Origin of the sequence: Amaricoccus solimangrovi (assembly GCF_006385685.1) — a bacterium.
In the GTDB taxonomy this organism is placed as follows: domain Bacteria; phylum Pseudomonadota; class Alphaproteobacteria; order Rhodobacterales; family Rhodobacteraceae; genus Amaricoccus; species Amaricoccus solimangrovi.
Genome location: NZ_VFRP01000035.1, coordinates 1 through 23,286, shown reverse-complemented (window position 1 = coordinate 23,286; position 23,286 = coordinate 1). Strand labels below are relative to the sequence as shown.

Below are 23,286 nucleotides of genomic sequence, written 5' to 3'. Positions count from 1 at the left end.
CTCGGACCGGGTCCGGGACAGGAGGAAGTGGCGTCCACTTCCGGGTCCCGGCCGCGCCGGTCGGCTCCGTTTCACCTAATTTTGGATGCAATATAGCATGCATTTTTTTCGCGTCCAGAGGGACCTGAGCTTTCATGGACGAATTCGCCTAGGCAGGTTCGACGAAAATCTCTTCCCCACGCGCGACGAACTTCGCGCCCATCGCCGCGCTGCGCTCACGGAGCGGGCGCAGCGTCGCCTCTTCGCGCTCGGGATCGGTCACATAGGTCTCGTTGGCGTCGTTGTGGCGCACGAGCTTGAAACCCGTCCGGGCGATGCGCCTGTCCTCCACCTCGAGCCTCGCCATCAGACCGACCCAGTCGCCATGCTGCTTGCCGCCGTGGCCGGTGTGAAAGCAGAAGCTGCCGAGCCCGTAGTAGATCGGCTTTTCCTTGTAGATCTCGATCGGCAGCGAGACATGGGGCCCGTGGCCCATCACCAGATCGGCGCCGGCGTCGATCGAGAGATGGGCGATCTCGGTCATGTAATCGAGGATCTCGTGCCGCAGTCCCCAGTGATAGGAGACGATGACCACATCCACCTCCTCGCGCAGCCGCGCGATGTCCTCCCGAAGCCGGTCCCGATAGACGGGATCGACCCAGGTCAGGATGATCGGGGCGATCCCCGGACGGTTGGCCGGCTGCATGTCGGCGCGCATCTTTCCCACCGGCACCTGATAGGCCGTGTGGCATTTCACCGTGGCGACGCCGCCATCGGTCGCCGTCGCCTCGTGGTTCATCGGCCAGTAAACGGTGGTGCGCTGGAGGATCCCGAACCGCGTGCCGGACCGCTCGAGGATCGCGGGGGCGCGGGCCGCGTCGGAGTTCGCGCCGGCGCCGGTATGGGCGATGCCGAGCGCGTCGAGCCGGGCGACCGAGGCCTTGATCGCCTCGGTCCCGTAGTTGACGTTGTTGGCGATGCCGACCGCCTGGACACTCCCGGCCCGCAGGGTCTCGCCCCCGGCCTTCGGATCGGCGTAGAAGCCCTCGCGCAGCCGCTCCCGGTCGATGTCCGGTCCGCCCGGCGGCTCGTAGAGGCAGCTCTCGAGATTCCCGAACACGACATCGGCGGCCTTCAATTCCGCCGCGACGCGGCGGAACGGTACTTCGGGATCGCCGACCTGCATCATGTTGAGGTCGCCGGTCAGGATGACGTTCAGGGCCATGATAATCTTCCATCGCGCGCGCCGTGCTGCAAGCCGACGGCGGTGCCGAGTGACGCGGAACGCCCGCTCAGGCGTGGGCGCGTGGGTGTTCACGCCCGTTCCGGAACGGGTACGAGCTCTATGAGATGCCTGGACCGAAGGCCTGACTAGACCGCCTCGCGGACGTTCACCTCCGGATCAACGCGGATGTCGAGCAGGGTCGGCCCCGGCGTCGAGAAGTCGATCGTCCTGAGCTGCTCGATGCTGGTCACGAGATGGCCGGTGCCGCCATAGACCGCCGCGAGCGCCACCAGATCCGGAAGCGGCTGGTAGAGCACCGTGTCGGGAAGCCCGTGCCGGCGGAGGTATTTCAGATCCGAACCGTAGAGCTGGTCGTTGATGATCGCGATCGTCACGTTGTCGAGCGAGGCCTGGCGGATCGCGTCGAGTTCGTGCATCGCCATCGCGAAGCCGCCGTCCCCGGTCATGAGCAGCACGGGGCGGTCGCGGTGCGCCGTCGCGGCGCCGATCGCCGCGCCGAGGCCGAGCCCGACCGAGCCATAGGCGTTCCCGACGATCCAGCTCCGCGCGTCGCGCGCGTCGAGCAGCGATGGGATCGTCGCGATGAAGCGCCCATTGTCGGTCACCACGATCCGATCCGCCGGAGCGACCTCGTCGAGCGCCACGTAGACCTCGCGCGGATCGAGCCCGCGCGCCGGATCGTGGCGCAGGTCGATGCCGAGGAAGGTGTCGCGGACCGAGGCGCGGGACGGCGCCGGCCCCGGCGCGGGCTTCGTCGGAAGGTCGCGTCGCTTCCATTCCGCGAGCAGCGCGTCGGCCGCGATCCGCGCGTCGCCGAACAGGAACAGGTCCGGAGAGGACGCGAAGAACTTGGCGTTCTCGTCGGTCTCGCACTGGGCGAGCTTGGCGCCGCCGAAGATCGCCCCCGCCTCGGTCGTGTGCTTGCTGAGCGAGGCGCCGAAGGACAGGACAAGATCCGCGTCGTTGATGATCTCGCGCACCGACTGCGGCGACCAGCTGCCGCAGAGGCCGAGGTCGCGTGGATGCCCCGAGAAGAACCGGTTCGCACGGAGGGAGTTGGCAAGCCGCGCGCCGGAAAGCTCGGCGAGCTCGACGAGCTGGTCGTGGCAGCCGGAGAGCACCGCGCCCCAGCCCGCGAGGATGATCGGCCGCTCGGCCCGGGCGAGTTCGTCGATGGTCGCGGTGATCGAGTCGAGATCGGGCGCGAGATCGGGGCGCGGATCGGGGCTCGCGGAGCTGAGATCCACCGTCTCGTCGAGCCAGCGGTCGGACACACTCAGGATCTGCGGCTGGCCGCTTCGGAGCGCCGCGCGCGCCGCGGTCCAGAACGTCTCCTCGAGTTCGGAAGCCTCGCGTACGGTGAAGTAGCCGACGCCCATGATCCCGGCCAACCCCTCCTGATCCACCTCCTGCGAGGAGCCAAGCGCCTTGGCCTTGGAGATCCTGCTCTCGCCGGTGATGTGAAGGAGCGGCACATGGCCCCGGGTCGCCGCGATCAGCGCGTTGATCGAATTGGTGAAGCCCGGGCCCTTGGTGGTTGTGCAGACGCCGAGGCGCCCGGTGGCCCGGCTGTAGCCGGCCGCCGCCGTGACGGCCGTCTCCTCGTGACGCGTGCGGATGAACTCGATGTGGCCCGCTTCCACGCCCTGCGCGACCCAGGCGGTGTTGGAACCGCCCAGAAGTCCGAAGACGGTGTCCACGCCCGCTCTGCGCAGCAGTTCCGGAATTGCCTCGAAGCCTCGCAATGCGATGGCGGTCTGAATGGTCATCGTTGGACTCCCGATCTTCGAAAGGAGCTTGAATGTCGTCAGGTCCGCCCCGGAGCGGGCGAACCTGAGCCACGCCACGCTGCCTAGCGCCTGGCGAGAAACTGGACGTCGCGGGGCTCGACCGACATCCAGGCGGTCGAGCCCTCCGGCAGCGGAATTCCGCCGCCATGGGTCAGCACCCGGAAAGCGCGCTCGCCGACCTTCACGCTGAACTCGGTCTGCGACCCGTGGAACTTCGCCACCTCGATCGCGCATTTCCAGCGGTTGGGCGAGGTCGGCTCCTCCGCTCCGAGCCGGGCGACCTCGGGCCGCCAGATCGCGACGAGATCCGCCGCGGCCTCCGCGCGCAGAAGGCCGTGGATGGGTCCGAGCGGCGACTGCCCGACGGCCTCGCCCGCCTGCCCGGTGATCTCGCGCGCCGACAGGTCGAGTTCGTTCACGGGCCCGACGAAGCGCGCGACGAATTCGTCGGCGGGATGGAGATACGTATCCGTCGGCCCGTCGAACTGCCGGACCACGCCGCCGTTCAGCACCGCGACCCGGTCGGCGAGGACCATCGCCTCGTGCCGGTCATGGGTGACGAAGAGCGAGGCGAAACCGAACGCGCGCTGCATCTCCATCAGCTCGTCGCGCAGCTTCTCGCGGATCTGCGCGTCGACGTTGGAGAGCGGTTCGTCGAACAGCACCATGTTGGTGCCCGCGATCAGCGCCCGGCAGAGCGCCACGCGCTGCTGCTGCCCGCCGCTGATCGTGTTCGGATACTGCGACTCGAGCCCGCCGATCCCGACCTTCCTCATGATGTCGGTGACGCGCGCGGCGATCTCCTTCCGCCCGGGCCGCGAGCCCGCGGGCAGGCAATGGAGCGGATAGGCAATGTTCTCGAGAATCGTCATGTGCGGCCAGAGCGCGTAGGACTGGAACACCATCGCCATCTGCCGCAGTTCGGCCCGAAGGTTTATCCCGGCTTCCGACGAGAAGACGGTGTTGCCGTTGAACTCGATCACCCCGCCATCGGGATCCTCGAGCCCCGCGATGCAGCGCAAGAGCGTCGTCTTGCCGCAACCGCTCGGTCCGAGCAGGACGACCGACTCTCCCGGATAGACATCGAAGGAGATGTTGTTGATCGCCGTCACAATCGACCCGTCGTTGCGCCGGAACCGTTTCATCAGGTTCTTCACGCGCATCACGGGTTCGCGAACCGGTGTCGCGGCGGCCGGCGCCGCCTGCCAGCTGGTCATCCGGTGCTCCTGTGGCCGGGATCGGGATCGTTCATTGGTCGGTCCTCCAAGGGGTGCCCAGTTTCTCATGCCCATTTCCTCCCCCGGCTCAGGACGAACACCGTTGTCACCGTCGTCGTCGACATCAGGACGACGAGGAGCGCGAGCGCGGCGACGGCCGGATAGTCTCCGTTCTCGCCGAGCCGCAGCATCTGCGATCCGATGGTGGGGTTGTGGACGCTCGCGACGAGCGCCGAGGTGTCGAGGTCGCCGATCACATGGACGAACAGCAGCGCCCAGGCCACGATCGTTCCGGGCAGCATCAGCGGGAAGTGGACCTTCCAGAAGGTGCGGAACCCGGAGGCGCCGCTGACCTGCGAGGCCTCGGTCAGCTCGCGGCCGACCTGGGCCGCGATCGGATCGGTGGTGAGCGTGCCCTTCGGCACCTGTTCGAGCAGGAAGGCGATCACGAGGATCAGGAAGGTGCCGCCGAGATCGAACGGCCGCCCGGCATAGGCGAGCACGAAGCCGATGGCGAGCACGAGACCGGGAAGGATCGTGGGGAGCTTCATCACGCCGTCCGCGACCGTCACGAGCTTGCTTTTGCGCGAGGTGACGAAGACCGAGAAGATGGCGGCGATCACGCTGCCGATTGTCGCCACGATCAGCGCGGCCTTCACGCTGTTGAGGAGCGAGATCAGGTTGAGGCTGCCCGGCTCGAACACCGAGAGGATATGCGCGACGCTCATGTTGTCGAGCCTGAGGTGCCCGGCCCAGTAGCCGTTCAGCGCGACGAGGGCGAGGCAGGTCAGGGGCACGAGCACGACGATGGTGGCCCAGAGGAGGATGAACCCGCGCGCGACCCATTTCCAGCGGCCGAGCGATCGGCGCGCCGCGACTCGGGTCTTGCCCCCCACCGTGCCGTGACGGCCGAGCTTGCGGATCCGCGCGGCGGCGAGCCAGACCGCGCCGATGATGCCGACCATGATGAACGCCATCACGAGGGCGGGACCGTACTGCGGTGGATAGTCGAACTGGAGGAAGCGCAGGATCTGCACCGACATGATCGGAATGCCGGCGGGCTGCGCCATCGCGGCGGGGACCGCGAGACCGCCCATGGTCGTCCAGATGACGAGGAGCACGGCGGCGGCGATGCTCGGCAGCATGGCGGGCAGCACGACGCGGGTGAGCGTGCGACCGCGGCTCGCGCCGCAGAGGCGCGACTGTTCCTCGAGCGACGGATCGAGGTTCCTGAGCGCCGCCGAGATGATGAGGAAGGCGAAGGTCGTGCCGTGAATCGAATAGACGAAGATCAGCGCCGGTACGCTGAAGGCGTTGAACGGCCCGGCCGTGCCGAAGATCGCCATCCAGAGCTGGTTCACGTAGCCGATCCGGGGTGAGAGCGCGAGCACCCAGCCGAAAGCGCCGGCGATCGAGGGCATGAGCAGCGGGATGAACGGGATCATGTCGGTGAAGAGCCCCATCCGGGCGTCGGTCCGCTCGTTGAGATAGGCGAGCACGAGGCCCATCGTCGTCGCGACCAGGCTCGCGCAGCCGACGATGAGCAGCGTGACTGGCACGGAGCGCATCGCGTCGTCGTTGGCCGCGAATTGGCCGAAGGCCGACAGGTCCCAGGACCCGTCGCTGTAGAAGGCCCAGACGAGCGCCTTCGCGATCGGATAGAGCAGGCCGATGATGAAGACGGCGAGCAGGCCGACGTTGAACATCATGAAGGGCGAGATCCGTCGCGCCCTCAGCCTGGGCGCCCGGCCACCGAGGGCGATGCCGCCCGGGCCCGATGGTGACATCTGGATTGTGGAGCTCATCTTGTCACGCGGTGAACCGGGCATGTGACGCCCCGGCCACCGATTTCCCCCTCTTTGCAGGAACCTGTTGGATCGAACCTTCGGGCCTCGGGCGCGCCTTGGCGCCCCCTCGGCTCAGGGCCTTGTCTGCCCGGCTCAGAGGCCGAGCAGTTCCTTGATGCGCGCGATCTCGTCGTCGGGGACGGCTTCGATCTGCACGAATTCCTTGCTGCCGTAGGTGTTGTAGGCGACGCTCGAGGCGAGCGCGGCGCAGCTCGTGACCCACTGTCCCTCCGGCGAATAGAGCCAGTAGGCGAAGAGCTTGGCCGCGTTCGGATGCGGCGCGGTCGAGGAGACCGCGTAGGTGTATTGCGTCCCGGTGGTGGATTCGGGCATCACCACCTCGACCGGCGCGCCATTGGCCTTCATCGTCGCGGCGACGTTCGCACCCATCTCCATGATGACCATGCCGCCGCCAGCGCCGAGCGCCTGCGCCGCCGGCTGGATGTCGGAATAGAGCGGCGTCTTGATCATGTTGTCGCCGATCTTGCGCATCGTCTCCTCGCCCACGACGTCGAGGATCTGCTTCCAGACGCGCGCGTAGGTGATGGCCCCCTCGGGATCCATCGCGATCAGCTGGTCCTTGAATTCCGGGCGCGCCAGATCCTCGTAGCTCGTCGGAACGAGGTCGCCCGACACCAGATCCGTGTTGTAGGCGATCCCGAGCGAGCGCTGGAAGGCCGGCGCGACCTTCCCGTTGGGCGTCTCCCAGGTCCAGGACCCGCCGGGCCAGATGTCGAAGAAGCCGGGGATGGTGTCATCGATCGGAAGGACCGCCTCTTCCTTCAGTGCCTCGCTGACCCAGGCGAGCTTATTCGAGATCGCGGCGTCGACGCGGTTGCTTCCCGCCGCGTGGTCGGCGAGGAAGCGCTCCTCGAAGGCGGCGCTTCCCCCGGCGGCCACCGTCATCTGGATGCCCGGATAGCGCATGGCGAAGGCGGCCTTGTAGGCTTCCACCGAGGGCTTGTCGGAGATCCCGGAGTTCAGGACCAGTTCGCCCTCCTTGACCGCCGCGTCGATCAGATCCTGAGGCGGCGCGGGAATGGCCTTGTAGGAAGCCTCGGGAGGCGTGGCCGAACTCGGGAGGCACTGCTCGGAGATCTTGCCTTCCGTCACCGCGGCCTCCGCCCGGGCGGTGTATTCCGCGTCGGAAGTGTCGAAGCCGCCGGCGGCGCTGGCCGCGCCGGACGACGCGACGAGCGCGAGGGTCGCGGCGATCCCGGCGAGCCCCCTGCCCCGGGAGGGACGAATTCTGATCGGCGCGGCGTACTGGATCATGGTTTTTCTCCCTGTTGCGCTCTTGCGAGCGCTGTTGGCTTGCTTGCCCGAATGCCTCCGACGCATGTCCGTCGCGCCTTCGATATTCGGATCCACAGTTTCGCCTTTCCGGATTCGTAGCAGAATTTGCCAGCGCAGCCAATGAAATCTTGCATCCCGAACTGCATCCAATATTAAATGCGTGAGTTCTTCCCGTTTCCACAGCGAAAACAACGCGGGCTTGAAGCGGGCCCGGCGGATCAGGTCACGCGCCGAGTGGGGCCGGGAGAATCACCATGCTCCCGCGACCGGCAAGCCCCGCCGCCCTCGAGCGGCGGGGCTAGGTTCAGAGCCCGAGCAGCTCCCTGATCCGGGTCATTTCCTCCGGAGCCACGGCGGTCACCGGCGCGAAGTGCTCGGCGCCGTGCTCGGGATAGGCGACGGTGCCGGCGAGCGCGGAGCAGCTCATGACCCACTGGCCCTCGGCCGAGTAAAGCCAGTAGGCGAACAGGGCGGCCGCGTTCGGGTGCGGCGCCTGCGATGAGACCGCGTACGCGTATTGCGACCCCGTCGCATCCTCCGGGATCACGACTTCGACCGAAGCGCCGTTGCTCCGCATCGTCTGCGCGATGTTTCCGCCCATCTCCATGATGACCATGCCCGCCCCGGCGCCAAGCGCCTGCGCCGCCGGCTGGATATCGGCGTAGAGCGGTGTCTTGATCAGGTTCTCTCCCAAAGCGCGCATCGTGTCCTCACCCGCGCTGTCGAGGATATGCTTCCAGACACCGGCGTAGATGCCGGCGGCCTGCGGGTCGAGGCCCAACAACTGATCCTTGAACTCGGGACGAGTCAGGTCCTGATAGGATCGGGGCGCGAGTTCCTCCGTCACGAGGTCGCTGTTATAGGCGATGCCGATCGGCCGGTAGAACGCGGTCGCCGTGCGGCCCGCCCCGGTGTCGAGCACCCAGAAGTCGCCCGGCCAGGCGTCGAAGAAGCCCGGGATGGTGTTGTCGAGCGGCAGGATCGCCCCCTCCTTCATCGCCTTGGCGACCCAGCTCGGGCGGACCGAGATCACGGCGTCGACCGCGCTGGACCCCGCGGCGTGGTCGGCCATGAAGCGTTCCTCCATGTTCGGACCGCCGCCGTAGCTGATGCTCATCCTGATCTCGGGATAGCGCATCTGGAACGCCGCCTGGTATGCGTCAACCGAAGGCTTGTCCGAGATCCCCGAATTGAGCACGAAGCTACCCTCGGCGCGCGCCGCCTCGACCAGTTCGGCCGACGGGGCGGGGATGGGGCGATAGGCCGGATCAACGGCGGTGGCCGCGCTCGGAAGGCACTCGGCCTTGATCCTGCCGGCCGCCACGGCGTCGGCCGCGCGCTCCGCGTAGACGCTCTCCGTCGTGTCGAACGCGCCCGCGGCATTGGCGGCCGCGCCGCAGGCGACCGCCAGCGCCGCCGCGCCGACGGTTCCGCGGAAAGGCACCGAGCGCGCCTTTCCTCGGGATGCTCCAGCCGATCGTGTCATTCCGGTTTCTCCCCTGATCTGGTTGTCGACGAACCCCGGGCGGGGGTCCGCCTCGGCGCGCCCCGCGCCCGGATCACGCCAGGCCGCCGGCCGCGGGCCGGACGACCGCCGCCGTGGCCACGAGCGGCAGGGAGACGACGCCGGACCCAGGCGTGGACTCCTTGCCCGCCCCGTTGCGAATGCCGAGATCGAACGTGACGAGGCCGTGGTCCGCGCCGGAGCTCAGATCCTTCACCTCCGCCCACGCCGTCAGCGTCTCGCCCACCACGTTCATCGCCCTGAACTGGAAGCTCGCGGAAACGAGCCAGCCGGCCGATCCCGCCCAGCGGCTGAGCAGCTGCACGATGAATTGCTGCTTCAGCGAGCCACTGATGAGCAGGCCGGGAAGCTTTTCGTGGCCGACGGAGAACGGGTGGTCATAGTGGATCCTGTGCCAGTTCTCCATCGCGGCGGACCACCGCATCAGATGGGCCTCCGTCAGCGGACCTTTCGTGAGTTCGATCCGGTCTCCGACAGCGACGCTGTCGAACAGCCGCGGCGCGGTCATGTCGTTCATCGGTAGATGCCTGTGTTCTGGACCCGCAGCAGCGGCCTGTCGTCCGAGGTGTAGTAATCAGTGTCGATCAGCACGAGCAGCATCGCCCCCTTGCTGCCTTCGCGCTCCGTGATGCTAGCGTAGCGCGACTTCATGCGCACGCGCTCTCCGAGACGGGCATGGTCGAAGAAATCGACCTTCACGCCGCCGTTCAGGCGCACGAGGTTGCGCGTCGGCAGATCAGGCAGGCCGCGGCTCGAGAGCGCCACGCCGCCGTCGAAATCGGGATCCTCCGCGCGCGCGCTCAGCACGTCGGGCGAACCGAAGGCGGCGCGGAACATGTGCGTCGGAAAGAGCAGCGGCGCGATCGGCGCCTCGCCGCCCTCCCCCGCCACGTAGCGCGGGTCGTCGTCCATGATCGCCTGAGCGTAGCGCCGGACCTCGCTCGACTCGACCGGATTGGGCGCCTCGACCTCCGGGCTTTCGACGCCCACGAAACTCAGGATCTCGTCGTTCAGCAGTGTCAAGTCTTCACCTCCTTCATGGCTTGGTGAGGGGGAACAGGGTCTGCTCCTCGGGGCTGTCGCCGAGGAGTCCGATGACGCCGGCCTGCCTCCGGCCGAGGAAGACGATCTCGCCGTCACAGAGGATCATCGGGAGATCATGGCCGGGAACGAGGATGTTGCCGGCGCGCGCGCTCCAGAGCGCCCAGATCCGCTCGATCGTGGCCCGGCTGCGCGCGGAGTCGATCGTTAGATCGGTGTCGCGCGAGACCATCTCCGCCTTGTTCTTCGCCGCGTCCTGGACGAAGACCACGTCGCGATCCTCGCCGCTCAGGATGAAGATCAGGTGCCCCGGCGTGTGGCCCGGACCGGCTTCGACCCGGATGCCCGGAAAGACCTCGGAACCGACTTCGAGATACGAGAGCCGCGGTTCCCGCGCCAGTTCCCGCGCATAGGGCTCGGCGACCGCGTAGACATCGGCGGCGCCGGAATTGGCCCAGTCGAGATCGACCTTTCCGATATACAGGTTCGCCGCCGTGAACAGCGGGTAGTTCATGACGTGGTCCCAGTGGGAATGGGTGAGCAGGACATCCGTGATGTCGGTCGGCGCCAGCCCGAGTTGCTTGAGCCGATGGAGCAGCGGGGTCCGGATTCCGATCGCGCCGGTGTCGATCAGGATCACCCGGTCATGGCCGCGCAGCAGCGCCACCGTGCTCCAGCCGAGACCGCCATTATGGGCGGACTTGCCCGGATAGCCCTGGAAGAGCAGGTCGATCCGGTAGCCGCCGACCCGGATCGGGAATTCGGGCGTCTCGGTGTCCATGGCAGATCCCTGTTGCGCGATGCGTTACGGCATGCATTATTGGATCCAAAATATCATTCGCAGCGCTTGATGCAAGCCCGATCCGTTGATAGACAGAAGGGAAGCTTCGTTTTGGATGCAGACCTTCGAGGAGCCGCCGTGGAAACCCAAGCCGAGCCCAAAGCGCTCCGCAAGGCCGGAGATCTGAACGAGGCGGTCTATTCGGCGCTGAAGGAAATGATCATGTCGGGAAAGCTGCGTCCCGGCGTGCGGCTGGTCCATCAGGATCTCGCCGACCAGCTTTCGGTCTCGCGGACTCCCGTGCGGGAATCACTCGAGCGCCTCTATCAGGAAGGTTACGCCGGTCGGCGCGCGCGGCGCGGCTATTTCGTCGCCGAGGTCGGCTCCGGCGAGGTGCGCGATCTCTACGGCACGCGCGAGGCGCTGGAGACCCACGCGCTGCGCACGGTCTGCGCCCGCGGCTTCACCCAGCAGGAAGTCGAGAGGCTCGAGCAGATCAATGCCGAATACGCGAAGATGTTCCCGGCCTCGGTGAACCGGGCGCGGCTTCTCGTCGACCAGAACTTCCACCAGACGCTGGCCTCGTTTTCCGGCAACGAGCATCTCTGCAAGACGCTGATGGCGGTCAACGAGAAGATCGAGCTGAAGCGGCGGCTGGATGGGCATGGCCTGACGGTCGGCAACCAGCCGCTCGAGGAGCACCAGGACCTCGTCGCGGCGATCCGGAGCGGCGACTGCGAGAAGGCAGAGAACGTGCTTCGCGCCCATATCCGGCACGCGAGCGACCGCCTGCGCGACCATCTCGAAGCCAACGCCTGACCGGCGTCAGCGCAGTTCCTTCACCCCGGCGGTCGCGGCCTGGATCAGCAGCGCCACGTCGGCCTGCGTGGTGACGAAGCGCACGCCCTCGGCGATGTAGCGGCGCTGGCGCTCCCGGTTCCGGTCGCCGCCGAAGCCGCAGGCCTTGCCCGCCTCCCTGCAATGGCCGATCACCGCGCGCACCGCCTCGGCGATCTCGGGGCCGTCGAACTGGCCGGGAAGCCCCATGTCCATGAGCAGGTCGCCGCAGCCGATGTGGAGCACGTCGACGCCATCCACCCGCGCGATCTCGCCCGCGTTCGCGAGGCCCTCGCGGGTCTCGATCATGCAGATGACCAGGATTTCCTCGTTCGCCCGGCCGATCGCCTCGGCGGGAGAGGCGCCCGAATAGCCGAGGCCGATCATCGGCCCGGCATAGGAGCGCGCGCCCTCGGGCGCGTATTTGCAGGCGCGCACGACCCGCCGCGCCTGCTCGGCCGTCGCCACGTCGGGGACGATCACCCCCATGACCCCGGCGTCGAGCAGGATCGAGAGGTCCGGGTCGTCGTAGCCCCGCGCCCGAACGAGCGGCGTGATGCCCGCGGCGGTCGCGGCGATCGCGAGGCTCGTGATCGTCTGGAGGTCGAACGCGGCGTGCTGGGTGTCGATGAAGATGAAATCATGGCCCGACTGCCGGGCCACCAACACGATCTCGGCCGACCGGACCACCCGGACGATCAGCCCGAGCGCGAGTTCGTCACAGCGCAGCAGCGCCTTCACGCGATTGCAGGTTTCCGGTGGGCTTTCCATGGCGTCCTCCGTCCCTATTCCGCCGCGAAGGCCAGCGCGTCCGGCCGCCCGCCCACGTCGAGATCCGGCCCGACGCTCGGCGCGCCGGTCGCCGGGTCGATCCCGACCACGCGCACGACGTTCTGCGGCGTACAGGAGACGAAGACCCGGTGCCCGACCTCGTCCGCGAGCAGCCCCGCGCCCTGACAGCCGATCCGGATGTCGCCGACCCTGGTCCGCGCGGCCGCGTCCCAGACCTGCAGGCGGCCGAGCTTCTCCGGCGCGTCGTTGTCCGGCGTCCCGTCGTTCTCGAGGATGCTGACCACGACCACGTACTTGCCGCCCTCCGCGAAGGTCAGCCGATGCGCGCCCTTCGGCCCATCCGGCAGCTTCGCGGCCTCGGTCGCGCCCGCGATGTCGACCACATGGATGGTCCCCTCGAGATCGGCGGTCCAGGCCTCCGTGAAATCCGGGGATACCGCCAGCCCCTCCACGCCGAGGCCGAGCGGGATGACCGTCTGCGTCCAGTCGGCGCCGGTCTCGCGCGGCTTCGCATTGGTTGGCAGGTAATGGGGCGGATGCGCGTCGGTCAGGCGGAAGACGCTCATCGACCCGGTCGGGCTGCCAGGTCCGGCATCGACGTTCATGGTCACAATCGTCTTCTCGTCCGGGCTCACCTTCAGGAAATGGGTGAAGGTCATGCCCGTGCCGAGGATCCAGTCGACCTTGTTCAGCTTCGGATCGTAGCGCCCGAGCGCCTTCGAGGCCTGGGCGGTGAAGTAGAGCTTGCCGCCCGCCCAACTGAGCCCGTGCGGACCGAGCAGCGGCGCGGTGTCGAACCGCTCGATCACTTCCTGGCTCCGCGCGTCGATCACGTCGATCTCGCTCAGGAGCGTGTCGGGATAGCCGCCGGGGCCGCCGCCGTAGTTCGAGACGTAGACGGTCCGGCCGTCCGGCGACAGCAGCTCGTGCGGATCGGGACCGGTCGGCACCTTGGCGAGAATGGCCAGCGTCGCCGGGTCGATGACCGAGAGCGTCGCATCGGCCTTCGAGAGCGCCAGCAATACGCGATCCGGCGTCTTCACCGTCTCCGCCCGCGCGGGCGCGAGCGCGCCGAGGAGCATCGCGGCCGCGCCCAGCGCGGCCGATCCGTGTCTCTTCATGTCGTTTCCTCCCCAGGAAAGGCTCAGACGGCGATCGGTGTCGCCTCGGTCAGCCCGGTCTCCGCTCCGATGACGGGGCGGCTGTTCCCTTGCGTCAGGAACACCCGGAACCCCTCGGCGATGCGCCGCTCCAGATAGGCGGTGTCCACCATGCCCTTGCCGCCCGCGCCCTTGGGCGGCGTCGGCGCGAGCGAGGTCCCCGCCGCGATGCCGTTCTTCTGGCAGGCGGCGAGCATCCTGTTGCGGAAATGGACTAGATCGGGATCCTCGAGGTCGATCTTGCCGGTCTTGGCGAAGGCGTGGAATGCGTGCTTCGCCCCGAACATCATCCCGCTGAGGCCGGGCACCGAGGCGATCTCCTCGATGTTCTCCAGCGCCTTCGGCGTCGCCACGATCGCGATGAGCGCGAGCTCGCCCGAAGGATTGCGGGGCCAGAGGTCGGCCATGTCGCGGTATTCCTCGAACTTGTCATAGCCCCAGTAGCGCATCGCGAGCTTCGGCCAGACCCTCCGCTCGCCGGTGATCCGCCCCTCCGCGTCCTTGCGCGAATAGCTGATCGCCTCGACCATATGCGCGAGATCGTCGGCGCTCTCGGTATAGGGCAGCACGATGCCGAGCGCGCCGTAGTCGAGCACCTGGCTCGCGATCCAGCTGATCCGCTCGTTGCCATGGTGCGGCAGGCGCACCAGCGGCGTCGGCGAGGGGAAGGGCTCGCCGGTCGCGGCGAGGCGGCGGCGGCTGATCATCCATTGCAGCGTGTCACCGAGCCTAGGCATGTCGAAGCCCTCGTGCTCGAGGTCGACCATCACATAGTCGAGGTTCGAGTCGCCGTAGGTCCGGGCGCTCGAGATGTCGCCTGAATGCATCGTGCCGCCGAAGACGGGCTTGCCCGCGCGCAGGCGCTCGATCATCCGGTTCCGAGGCAGCTGTGCCATGTTCCGCCCTCCCGCGCTCAGGCCGATTTCAGGTCGTGGTAGATCCGGCCCTTGCCGTCCGGCGTCTGCTCGAAGGCGGCGGTGAGGCTCACGCCCTCGGTCTTGGCGAGGATGATGGTGAAATGCGACTTCTCCAGATGCGAGCGGATGAAGGTGCCCGGCATCAGATGGCCGCAGATCGTGTAGTCGGCCGAGGTGACGACGACATGGACATGGACATAGGGCTCGCCGTCCTTGTACTCGCCGATGCCGCCGGATCCCTCGGTCATGCCGATGATGCCGTGGCCGGTCATCTCGAGCGGACCGTCGATCTCGACCACCTCGATGCGCACGGCGGCGTCGTTGGTCTTGCCGGGGAACTTCTGCACCCGCGCCTTGGTGACGCTGCCGGTGATGTCGAGCACCGCGCCCGTCTTGATGTCGTGCTCCACCGCCGCGTCCTTGATCGCCTGGAGCAGATCTTCGCCCTTGTCGAGACGCACATAGATCAGCTCCGCGAGCTTGCCCTTGACCGAATAGCTCATGTCTCTTGTCCTAACCTTGCTTGACCTGACCGGATGGGAACCGGTGGTTGATCATTTCACGATCGCCATCGCGTCCCGGCAGACGTTGCGGAAGATCGAGGTGTCGGTGCCGTAGCTGATGCCGCCGAACCCCATTTCCAGCAACTCGCGGCAATAGTCGTGCGTATGTACCGGGGAGGACGGCGCCAGCAGCACCTTGCCCGCCGCCCTGGTCTTCGCGATCGCTTCACGCGCGACCGAGAGCAGCGGCTCCTTGTTCATCGGCGCGCCCGGCACACCATAGGATTGCGCGAGATCGCCGATCCCGAGCCAGAGCACGTCGACGCCGTCGACGGCGAGGATCTCGTCGAGGTTCTCGATCCCCTCGCGCTCCTCGACCAGCGGCATGATGACGACGCTGTCGTTCTTCTTCTTCCAGAACTCGGACCAGGGCACGCCGTCCGCGCCGTAATGGCTGCCGCGCACCTGCCCGCATTTGCCGCGGTCACCTTCCGGGGCGAAGCGCGCCGAGGCGAGCGCCTTCCTGAGATCGGCGGCGGTCTGGATATGCGGGACGATGACGCCGACCGCGCCGGCGTCGAGCGCCTTTGCGATCAGGAGCGGCTCGTTCTCGGCGACGCGCACCATCGGGATCATCCCGCTGACCTCGGCCGCGCGCGTCAGGTTCTCGACATCGGCGAAACTGATCGTCGTGTGCTCCATGTCGATGGAGACCCAGTCGAAGCCGGAGAAGCCCATGATCTCGACCAGCGCCGCCGAGCCGGTGAAGCACTGCATTCCGATGATGGATTTCTTGGTCTTCAGTCGTTCCAGCAGCGCGTTCGGCATCCGCCTTCCCCCCATTTCATGACATCCGGCACGGCGGATGATTTCGCAATTGATACTGAGCCCGCCGGGCCTCGCGGCCCGGGAGCGCGTTCCTAGGACGCTCGCCGCGTCTCGCCGCCCCCGCTCAGGCGTTCTATTTCCTGTTCGGAGCACCCGACCGATCGAAGCACCTCGTCCGTATGCTCCCCCAGCCGGGGCGGGGGAAGCGCCACATCCGGAAGGTCGCCGCGAAGCGTGAAGCCGAGGCGCGACACGCTGAACGGCCTCCCGATCGCGCTCGCGTCGAAGGTCTTGATCATCTCGCGCGCCGCGATCTGCGGATGCGCCATGGCACCCGCGAGATCGAGGATCGGCCCGGCCGGGACGTTCGCCCGGGTCAGGATCTCGACCCAGTCCCCGGCGGTCCGGCTGGCGAGCTTCTCCTCCAGGAGCGCGCGCAGCTCGCGCCGGTTGACCACGCGCGCCGGCCGGTCGTGGAACCGGGGATCCGATTTCAGTTCCGGCGCGCCGAGAGCGTCGCAAAGCCCGTGGTACTGCTTCTGGTCGTTGGCGACGATGTTGACGAGCCCATCCGCCGCGCGGAACGCCCCCGAGGGCGAGGAGGCGGCGTTCTCGTTGCCCATTGGCTTCGGAACCTTGCCCGCGTTCAGGAGGCCCGACGCCGGCCAGGAGGTCAGGCTCGCGAGCGAGGAGTCGAGCATCGAGACGTCGATGAACTCGCCCTCGCCGGTCCGCTGGCGATTGTAGAGCGCGGCGCAGATCGCGAAGGCGGCGGTGATCGCCGCGAGCGTGTCGCAGACCTGGAAGCCCGAGCGCATCGGCGCGGTCTCCTGGTCGCCGGTGAGGCTCATCAGCCCGCAATAGCCCTGGATGATCTGGTCATAGGCCTGCCGCTCCGCCAGCGGGCCGGACTGGCCGAAGCCGGAGATCGAGCACCAGACGAGATCGGGCCGGATCGCCCGCGCGCGGTCGTAGTCGAATTTGAGCCGGGCCATGGTTCCGGGCCGGAAGTTCTCGATGAGTACGTCCGAGGCCGCGACGAGCCGTTCGAGCGCCGCGATCCCCGCCTCGGTCTTGAGGTCGAGCGCGACGGATTTCTTGCCGGCGTTGGTTGCGAGGAAGGACACGCCCATCCCCTCGGCGTTCAGCCGCGCGTCGGCGCCGAGGCTCCGCGCCAGATCGCCCCGCGCGGGCGGCTCGACCTTGATGACCTCGGCCCCCAGCATCGCGAATTGATAAGAGCAGAGCGGCCCCGAGATGACCGCGCTCAGGTCGAGAACGGTCACGCCTTCAAGCAATCCAGCCACGCCCCGTCCTCCTCACGCATACCACGAAGTCAGCGCGCCACCGCTCTTGACCGAGCCCGGCAGCGGGTGCCCCACGATGTCCTCGGCGAGCGCGGCCACCTCGATCAGCGCGTCGAGGTCGATCCCCGTCTCGATCCCGAGATCGCGACAGAGGAATACCAGATCCTCGGTGCAGACATTGCCCGCCGCCGCGCGGTTGCCCGCGAAGGGGCAGCCGCCGAGCCCGCCGACGCAGGCGTCGAAATGCGCCACGCCCATTTCCAGCCCCGCGCAGGCGTTGGCGATGCCCATGCCACGCGTGTCGTGCAGGTGCAGCGACATCTCGAGCTCGGGATAGCGCTCGCGCACCGCGCCCACCACCTCGCGGATGCCGCGCGGCGTCGCCCAGCCCATCGTGTCGGACAGGTTCAGGAGCGTGATCCGCTCTTCCTGCTCCTCGGCGACCGCCAGGATGTCCCCAACCTGCGAGACCACGCGCTCGACCGGAATGCGCCCCTCGAAGTTGCAACCGAAGGCGGCCATCACCGAGCCCCGGGTGATCGGAATGCCGGCCGTCTTGTAGGCCGCCGCCATCTCGCGCTGCTGCGCGAGGTTGTCGGCGAAGGTGCGCTTCTGGTTGCGCACGAGGAACGTCTCCGAGGCGGTCAGCGCGATCGAGCCTTCGAGATGGAGCTTGCCCGTCGCCATCGCGCGCTCCAGCCCCCGGACGTTGAGCCAGAGCCCGATGAACTCCACGCCCTCCCGCGGCGCGATGCCCGCGACCACCGCCTCGGCGTCGGCCATCTGCGGCACCGCCTTCGGATGGACGAAGGAGACCACCTGGATCTGCCCGATCCCGGTCGTCGACAGCGCGTCGATCAGCTCGATCTTGCGCGCGGTCGGAATTTCCCCCTTCTCGAACTGGAACCCCTCGCGCGGTCCCTCCTCGGTGATATGGACGCGGCTCGGCAGGTCACTCATGGCAGTCGTCCCGCGCCGGTCAGAGGTTCACGCCGGCGTCGGAGAGCAGGCTCCGGGCCAGCAGGTGCCGCTGGATCTCGCTCGTCCCGCCGCCGATCTGCGCGTGCCGGAGATACTTGTAGAAGTTGGTCAGCGGCAGTTCCGAGGATTCCCCCATCGCGCCATGGATCTGGATCGCCTGGTCGACGCAACGCGCGCCCCATTCGGTGCCGCAAAGCTTCACCAGCGCCGCCTCGGAGCGCATGTCCTCGCCGGCGTCCGCCCGCGCCGCCGCCTCGTAGGTCATCGAGCGCAGCGCCTTGAAGTCGACGTACATGTCGACGAGCTTCCACTGGATCGCCTGGCGCTCGGAGATCGGCTTGCCGAAGGTCTTGCGCTGCTTGGCCCAATCGATCGACATCTCGATCGCGCGGCGCATCTTGCCGAGCGCGAGCGGGCCACGCATCAGCCGGTCGTGGATCGTCAGCCATTTCTGGCCAAGCCGGAAGCCGTTGCCGACCTCGCCGAGCACGTCCTCCGCCGGCACGCGGCAATCCTCGAAATGCACGATGTACTGTCCCGCGCGCGGGCTGAGCCAGGTCTGGATGCCCGGGGTGTCGATCTTCACGCCGGGGTTCTTCCGGTCGACGAGGAACATGGTGATGCCACCGCGCTGACGCTTGTCGGGATCGGTGACCGCCTGGACCATGAGCAGGTCGCATTCATTGGCGCTCGAGATCCACATCTTGGTGCCGTTGATGACCCAGTCGTCGCCATCCCTGACCGCCTTGGTTTTCATCATGCCGCCGGGGTCCGAACCAGCGTCGGGTTCCGTCTGGGCGAACGCGGTGGTCTTCTCGCCGTTGATGACGGGTTTCAGATACCTGTCGATCTGATTTCCGGCACAGTCGTAGAGGATGTTCGGCACGTTCGCGAATGGGAACGGCACCGCCGTGTACATGAACTCCTCGAGCACGGCGACCTGCGCCAGCGTCGAGAGCCCCGCCCCGCCATGCTCCTCGGGCACGAGCAGGTAGAAGAGCCCGGTCTCCTTCGAGATCTTCTCCAGCCGGTCGGCCGTCGAAGCGTCGAAGACATAGCGCAGATTGAGCGTCTCCTTCACCCCGTGCGCGTAGTTCGGACTGAGCAGGAACTGCTTCTCCAGTGGAAGGAGTTCGTTCCGCACGATGTCCCGCGCAACCTTCTGGATTTGCAGGACGTCGTCGGGAAGCCTGAACATCCCCGTGTCCTCCGGCAGCGAATCTTTCATGTCGTTCGATCTCCAATTTTGGATGCAATATAGCATGCATTTTTGTTTCCGTCACCCCCCCGCAGTTCGTTACGCCGAACATTTCGGGGGGGCGATGGTCAGAAGCGCGACATCTTCCGCAACGTCGGAAAGAGCTGGAACCACAGGCCGGTGGCGGCCAGCGTCACCAAACCACCGATCGCCACGGCGGCCGGCGTCCCGACCACCCCGGCCATCAGCCCCGCCCGGAGATCGCCGAGCTGCGTCGAGCCGCCGGCGGAGAAGGAATGGACCGCGCCCACGCGGCCGCGGAGATCATCCGGAGTATCGAGCTGGATCAGCGTCTGGCGCACGTAGATGCTGACCATGTCGGCGGCGCCATAGGCGGCGAGGGCCGCCAGCGAGAGCGGGAAGCTTCTCGAAACGCTGAAGATGAGAATTGCCAGGCTGAAGACGGTCAGCGAGGCGAAGAACGACTTGCCGACCGGCCAGGGCAGGCGATGCGAGGCGAGGATCGCTCCGATCGTGAAGGCGCCGATCGCCGGCGCCGCGCGCATCATGCCGAGCCCTTCGGACCCGACATGAAGAATGTCGGCGGCATAGACCGGCAGGATGCCGATGACACCGCCGAACAGCACCGCGATGAGGTCGATCGTCATCGCGGCGAAGACCACCGGCGTCTCCCAGACGAACTTGAAGCCGCCGAAAAGCGCGCTCCAGCCGATCTCGTCCGGATCCTCGATCCTGAGGTTGAGCCGGATCAGCAGCGCGCAGAGGGCGGCGAGGAAGAACCCGGTCGCGGTGACGGTATAGGCGATCGGCCAGTCCGCGCCGAGAAGGAAGCCCGCCGCGACCGGACCCGCGAGCTGCGCCACCTTGTTGACCGACGATGAGGCCGCGATCGCGTTCGAGAAGAGCTCGCGCGGAACCAGTCTCGGCAGGGTCGAGGACAGCGCGGGATTGAGAAACGAATGCGCCGACCCGCTGACGAGGAGCAGCGCGAAGATCGGCGTCACCGAAGGGCCACCGAACTGGAACCAGCATCCGATCAGCGCCGCGGTGATCGACTGCGTCACCAGTCCCGCCGCGAGCACGATCCTGCGGTCGTAGCGATCCGCGACGATCCCGGCGGGAATGGTGAAGAGGAAGATCGGCAGGGCCATGCAGAGGCCGATGAGACCGAGGTCGACCACGTTCGAGGTCCGCTCGTAGACATCCCATCCGACCGCCACCGCGAGCGTCTGCCGGGCCACCACCATGAGGCCCCTGCAACTGGCAAGAAGAACGAAGCCCCGGTTCTGCCTCAGTTTGTCAGGGAGGCCGCCGGGCGCGCGCGTGTCCTGGCGCGTCGCCGTCATGGTTCCGCCCGCCCCGCACCGATCTTGGCGCGGAGCAGGCCGGACGAGTCGCGATGCGAACATGAGGATGAACCACCGAACATCTCACACCTCCCCGGCGCGGCCTCCGTCATGACGCGGAGTTTACTGGAATGCAATATTGCATCCAGTTTTTTCTACGAGTATCCGATTCGTCCGGGTTTGGCAATGGCCTGTTCCCGGCCGCGGCGACGACGAAAATCCTTGCTTTTCATTCCAGCGATGGTACTAACCACGACGTGGGAATATTGCACACAAAATTGCATCCCGTTTGGGCGCGTCGACCGTGATAGGATCCCCGCCCAGTCAATCACACTGGGAGATGTCCGAATGAGCGAAACCACTCTCCGCGCCGTGTTCCAGCGACGCCCCTACACCTCTCCCATCGCGGACGGCGAGATCCCCGTGCCCGGCGCGAAGATCGACTTCACGGAGGTCGATCTGATCAGCAAGGCGATGCCCGCCGTCTGTAACCTCGCGTACGACATCGGCGAGATCACCTTCACCGACTATCTCCAGGCCCGCGACCTCGGAAAGCCGCTCGTCGGGCTGCCGGTCTTCGTCACGCGGAACTTCCTGCACAACCGGATCTGGTACCACACGCGGTCGGGCATCGCGCATCCGAAGGACCTGGAAGGCAAGACGGTAGGGATCAAATCCTATCCCCAGACCGCGACCTTCTGGAACCGCGCGGTGCTCGCTTCCGAATACGGCGTCGACGTCTCGCGAATCCGTTGGGTCTATCTCGAGGGCGCCCACAACGCGGAATACACGCCACCGACCAATGTCGTTCCCGCGCCGGAAGGCGCCACCCTGGCGGACCTGCTCGAATCAGGAGAGATCGACGCGGCGGACGATCCCGCGCGGCCGTTCACCGACGCGGGTGTAAGCTGGGAGCACGATCCGGAGACGATCAAGCCGCTTCTTTCCGATACGAAGGCCGCCGAGGCGGAGTGGTATGCGCGCACGGGCGTCTATCCGATCCTGCACATGATCGTACTCAGGCGCGCGGCGCTGGAGCGCCTCCCCTCGCTGGCCGGCGACCTCTTCGCCGCCTTCACTCAGGCGCGCGACGCGTGGATGCCGCGGATCACCAACCCGGACGTGTTCCGGCAGCGGGGCCGCGACATCGTCGGCCGGGACTTCCTGCCCTATGGCGTGGACGCGAACCTGCCGACCATCGAGTTCGCCTGCCGCGCGGCGCACGAGCAGGGCGTCACGTCGCGGCGGCTGTCAGCGATCGAGCTGTTCGACCGCGAACTCTTCGCGCTCCCCGCCTGACGCGGGCGCGCTCCAGCCACCACAGGAGCAGGGGGAAACCATGCCTCAAAAGATCAGGCTCGGCTTCATCGGGGCGAATATCCGCTCCAACTGGGCATCGGAGTCACACTTCCCCGCCATCGCCGCCAGCCCCGATGTGGAGCTGACCGCCGTGTGCACGACGAACCCCGTCAGCGCGGAGGAAGCCCGGCAGGCTCTCGGCGCCCGGCTTGCTTTCAGCGACTATCGCGAGATGGTCCGGTCGGACGCGATCGACGCGGTGGTGGTGGTCGTCCGCGTGCCCTCGCACTACGAGACCACCATGGCGGCGATCGAGGCGGGCAAGCACGTCTATACCGAATGGCCGCTCGGCGCGACGACGGCGCAAGCCGAGGAACTGGCGAACGCCGCCGCGGCCCGCGGCCTCGTCACTGCCACCGGCCTTCAGGCACGCGTCACTCCGGAACTCATGCACATGCGCCGCCTGATCGACGATGGCGCGATCGGGTCGGTCCTCGCCTGCCACGTCTCCTGCTTTCGTCCCGGGCCGCTTGAGCGGCTGGCGAAACGAACCTGGACCCGCGACGTAACCCTGGGGGCCAACCCGCTGACCATCCAGGCGGGGCACATCCTCGATACGTTGCGCTTTGTCGCGGGAGAGCCAGTGGGACTTCAGGCGGTCGTCACCACCCAGTCGAAACAATGGTACCAGACCGACACCCAGAAGATGGTAGACGTCACCGCGCCCGACAACATCCTCGTCAACGCGCGCCTGACCGGCGGCGCGATTGCTTCGATGCACGTGGCCAACGTACCCTTCGCTCCTTCCGGCTACCGGATGGAGGTCTATGGTTCGAAGGGATCCCTCATCGTCGCGCATCCGATCTCGTCCAACCACGGCAATATCCTGCTCAAGGGAACCGCGGGCGGGAAAACCCTCGAGGCGCTGGCGGTGCCCGCCGGATTCGCGGAGGTTCCGGCAGAGTTCCCGGGGGGGCCGCCGCACGCGGTTGGCCAGATGTACGCGCTATTCGCCCGAGCGATCCGCGGCGGAAGGATTCCCGCCCGCCTTCCGACCTTCGCGACGGCGGTGGAACTGCACCATCTGCTCGATGTCATCCGCGCAGCTTCCGCGACTGGCGGTATCGTCGACGTACCGGCCTCAGCGCTCCGCGCCTAGGCTTGGCCGAGACGGTTCCCGGGCCTTGTAGAGCTTTTGGGCCAGATGTTCTCGAGCGAGGCTGAGCGCAATGCTCGTCCGCAAGGGACGCCGGGGAAGCGGCTCCGCCTTCCCGGCGCTTCTTTCAGAGCAGCTTCTTGAGGTTGACGCCGGGATCTGCGAGCGCCTCGGGATCCGGCTTCGCGCGTTTCGCGATCATCATCTCGGCGAGGCGGA

At 67.2% G+C, this 23,286-nt stretch carries 21 protein-coding genes; 3 read left to right on the top strand and 18 right to left on the bottom strand.

The annotated features are described in order from the left end of the window. Positions 1–148: 148 nt before the first annotated feature. From FJM51_RS20760 to FJM51_RS20720, 9 genes are all read right to left on the bottom strand, one after another. A complete protein-coding gene (locus tag FJM51_RS20760; protein WP_140456042.1) occupies positions 149–1,204 on the bottom strand; it encodes a CapA family protein in 1,056 nt (351 codons plus the stop codon). 146 nt (positions 1,205–1,350) lie between these two features. Next, positions 1,351–2,994, bottom strand: a complete 1,644-nt coding sequence (locus FJM51_RS20755; RefSeq protein ID WP_140456041.1) for a thiamine pyrophosphate-binding protein — start codon at positions 2,992–2,994, stop codon at positions 1,351–1,353. 83 nt (positions 2,995–3,077) lie between these two features. After that, on the bottom strand, positions 3,078–4,232 hold the full coding sequence (locus FJM51_RS20750) for an ABC transporter ATP-binding protein (RefSeq protein WP_140456040.1): 1,155 nt from the start codon (positions 4,230–4,232) through the stop codon (positions 3,078–3,080). A 65-nt stretch (positions 4,233–4,297) separates the two neighbouring features. Then, positions 4,298–6,037, bottom strand: coding sequence for an ABC transporter permease (locus FJM51_RS20745; RefSeq protein WP_140456039.1), 1,740 nt, complete (start codon positions 6,035–6,037; stop codon positions 4,298–4,300). Between the two features lie 135 nt (positions 6,038–6,172). Then, the gene (locus FJM51_RS20740; protein WP_140456038.1) at positions 6,173–7,354 is read right to left on the bottom strand and encodes an ABC transporter substrate-binding protein; all 1,182 of its coding nucleotides are present in this window, start codon (positions 7,352–7,354) and stop codon (positions 6,173–6,175) included. A gap of 325 nt (positions 7,355–7,679) precedes the next feature. Then, complete coding sequence (locus FJM51_RS20735; protein ID WP_181164684.1) at positions 7,680–8,819, bottom strand: ABC transporter substrate-binding protein; 1,140 nt, start codon at positions 8,817–8,819, stop codon at positions 7,680–7,682. A gap of 115 nt (positions 8,820–8,934) precedes the next feature. Then, a complete protein-coding gene (locus tag FJM51_RS20730) occupies positions 8,935–9,417 on the bottom strand; it encodes a MaoC family dehydratase (protein WP_210240371.1) in 483 nt (160 codons plus the stop codon). Continuing rightward, positions 9,414–9,923, bottom strand: a complete 510-nt coding sequence (locus tag FJM51_RS20725; protein WP_181164683.1) for an FAS1-like dehydratase domain-containing protein — start codon at positions 9,921–9,923, stop codon at positions 9,414–9,416. The genes FJM51_RS20730 and FJM51_RS20725 overlap by 4 nt, the downstream gene beginning before the upstream one ends. A gap of 13 nt (positions 9,924–9,936) precedes the next feature. Beyond that, entirely contained in the window at positions 9,937–10,722 is a 786-nt protein-coding gene (locus tag FJM51_RS20720) for an MBL fold metallo-hydrolase (RefSeq protein WP_140456035.1), read from the bottom strand. Between the two features lie 138 nt (positions 10,723–10,860). On the opposite strand from FJM51_RS20720, the gene FJM51_RS20715 reads away from it, so the two are divergent. After that, positions 10,861–11,541 carry a GntR family transcriptional regulator gene (locus FJM51_RS20715; RefSeq protein ID WP_181164682.1) on the top strand — a complete coding sequence of 227 codons (681 nt, stop codon included), beginning with the start codon at positions 10,861–10,863 and terminating at the stop codon, positions 11,539–11,541. Positions 11,542–11,547: 6 nt separating this feature from the next. Here the strand turns inward: FJM51_RS20715 and FJM51_RS20710 are convergent, their stop codons facing one another. From FJM51_RS20710 to FJM51_RS20670, 9 genes are all read right to left on the bottom strand, one after another. Continuing rightward, positions 11,548–12,330: an HpcH/HpaI aldolase family protein gene (locus FJM51_RS20710; protein WP_140456033.1), complete on the bottom strand. Its 783-nt coding sequence runs from the start codon at positions 12,328–12,330 to the stop codon at positions 11,548–11,550. A gap of 14 nt (positions 12,331–12,344) precedes the next feature. Continuing rightward, the gene (locus FJM51_RS23960) at positions 12,345–13,472 is read right to left on the bottom strand and encodes a YncE family protein (RefSeq protein WP_181164681.1); all 1,128 of its coding nucleotides are present in this window, start codon (positions 13,470–13,472) and stop codon (positions 12,345–12,347) included. 23 nt (positions 13,473–13,495) lie between these two features. After that, positions 13,496–14,407 carry an aldolase/citrate lyase family protein gene (locus FJM51_RS20700; protein ID WP_140456032.1) on the bottom strand — a complete coding sequence of 304 codons (912 nt, stop codon included), beginning with the start codon at positions 14,405–14,407 and terminating at the stop codon, positions 13,496–13,498. Between the two features lie 17 nt (positions 14,408–14,424). After that, positions 14,425–14,931 (bottom strand): PCC domain-containing protein, encoded by a 507-nt coding sequence (locus tag FJM51_RS20695; RefSeq protein ID WP_140456031.1) that lies wholly within the window; start codon positions 14,929–14,931, stop codon positions 14,425–14,427. A gap of 51 nt (positions 14,932–14,982) precedes the next feature. After that, complete coding sequence (locus FJM51_RS20690) at positions 14,983–15,759, bottom strand: HpcH/HpaI aldolase family protein (RefSeq protein ID WP_181164680.1); 777 nt, start codon at positions 15,757–15,759, stop codon at positions 14,983–14,985. A gap of 92 nt (positions 15,760–15,851) precedes the next feature. Continuing rightward, on the bottom strand, positions 15,852–17,066 hold the full coding sequence (locus tag FJM51_RS20685) for a CaiB/BaiF CoA transferase family protein (RefSeq protein ID WP_140456029.1): 1,215 nt from the start codon (positions 17,064–17,066) through the stop codon (positions 15,852–15,854). Between the two features lie 12 nt (positions 17,067–17,078). Further along, on the bottom strand, positions 17,079–18,026 hold the full coding sequence (locus tag FJM51_RS20680) for a hydroxymethylglutaryl-CoA lyase (RefSeq protein WP_140456028.1): 948 nt from the start codon (positions 18,024–18,026) through the stop codon (positions 17,079–17,081). 19 nt (positions 18,027–18,045) lie between these two features. Continuing rightward, a complete protein-coding gene (locus FJM51_RS20675) occupies positions 18,046–19,275 on the bottom strand; it encodes an acyl-CoA dehydrogenase family protein (protein ID WP_181164679.1) in 1,230 nt (409 codons plus the stop codon). A 98-nt stretch (positions 19,276–19,373) separates the two neighbouring features. Beyond that, positions 19,374–20,612 carry an MFS transporter gene (locus FJM51_RS20670; protein WP_181164678.1) on the bottom strand — a complete coding sequence of 413 codons (1,239 nt, stop codon included), beginning with the start codon at positions 20,610–20,612 and terminating at the stop codon, positions 19,374–19,376. A 348-nt stretch (positions 20,613–20,960) separates the two neighbouring features. Between FJM51_RS20670 and FJM51_RS20665 the strand changes: the two genes are divergently transcribed. Beyond that, positions 20,961–21,911 carry an ABC transporter substrate-binding protein gene (locus FJM51_RS20665; protein ID WP_181164677.1) on the top strand — a complete coding sequence of 317 codons (951 nt, stop codon included), beginning with the start codon at positions 20,961–20,963 and terminating at the stop codon, positions 21,909–21,911. A 40-nt stretch (positions 21,912–21,951) separates the two neighbouring features. Further along, positions 21,952–23,070 carry a Gfo/Idh/MocA family protein gene (locus FJM51_RS20660; protein WP_181164676.1) on the top strand — a complete coding sequence of 373 codons (1,119 nt, stop codon included), beginning with the start codon at positions 21,952–21,954 and terminating at the stop codon, positions 23,068–23,070. Positions 23,071–23,286 lie beyond the last annotated feature (216 nt).